Consider the following 1,055-nt stretch of genomic DNA (forward strand, 5'->3'; position numbering starts at 1 on the left):
ATCATCGGCACCCTCGTGGCTGTCACGCGGCTGGCCAAGGTGCCGGGGCTTTCGCAATTCGCGACCCTATACGTCAGCTGCATGCGCGGCACGCCGCTGCTGGTGCAGCTCTTTGTCATCTACTTCGGCCTACCCAGCATAGGCATCCAGTTCGACCCGATCAGCGCCGGCATCCTGGGCCTGAGCCTGAACGTGGGCGCCTACCTGTCGGAAACCATTCGCGGCGCAATCAACGGCGTGGAGCACGGCCAATGGAATGCGGCCCGCAGCCTGGGTCTGACGCAAGCGCAAACGCTGCGCTATGTGATCGGCCCGCAGGCCCTGCGCCTGGCAGTGCCCAGCCTGTCGAACAGCCTGATCAGCCTGATCAAGGACACCTCGCTCGTCTCGGTGATTGCCGTGGGCGAGCTGATGCTGGCGACCAAGGAAGTGATTGCCACTACCTTCCAGCCCTTTCCGCTGTACCTGGCGGCTGCGGGTATTTACTGGGCGATGAGTGCCTCGTTTGAAACGCTGCAGAAGAAGCTCGAAGTGCGCCTCAACCGCAGCTATCTGCGCTAGCGAAGCGCCGGGCACCAGAATCAGGTGTCGCTGATCAAACCACTCTGAATCGCCTGCTCGGTATTCGCAAAAATCGCCATCGCGGTCAGCATGCGCCGAAAGCCGAGCTTGCGGTAAAACGGCTCTTTGCCGGCGACCGCGTACAGGATGATTTTTTTGTGGCCACTGGAAAGCTTCACCAGCGCCGCAACCATGTCCTTGCCCATACCTGATCCCTGCCGGTCCGGCGCCACTGCGATGTCGCAGATGTAAGAGCAGTCCCTGCCATCCGCTACCGCACGGCCCGCAGCGATCAGCTTGCCGGCGTCATACACAAAACACTTGAACATGCTGTTGGAGAAAACAATCTGCAGATCCGCAGGCTTCTTGTCGCCCAAGGGGGCAACGCGGTAGAGATTGGAGAGCTCTTCCCAGTCCGCATCGGCCATGCCTTCCGATGAATATTTCCAGTCAAGCGCCAAGGTGAACTCCTTTTATCTTCAAACGGTTTGAGG

2 protein-coding genes are annotated in these 1,055 nt (G+C 59.9%); one reads left to right on the top strand and one right to left on the bottom strand.

Annotated elements, in window-relative coordinates; all coding sequences use genetic code 11:
• Positions 1-561: amino acid ABC transporter permease (locus AC1D1P_RS24165; RefSeq protein ID WP_477674768.1), on the top strand; the 561-nt coding region annotated here is incomplete at its 5' end.
• Positions 562-581: 20 nt separating this feature from the next.
• On the opposite strand, the gene AC1D1P_RS24170 is transcribed toward AC1D1P_RS24165, so the two are convergent.
• Entirely contained in the window at positions 582-1,022 is a 441-nt protein-coding gene (locus tag AC1D1P_RS24170) for a GNAT family N-acetyltransferase (protein ID WP_477674769.1), read from the bottom strand.
• Positions 1,023-1,055 lie beyond the last annotated feature (33 nt).

The organism is Polaromonas sp. P1_E1_2 (assembly GCF_056406035.1).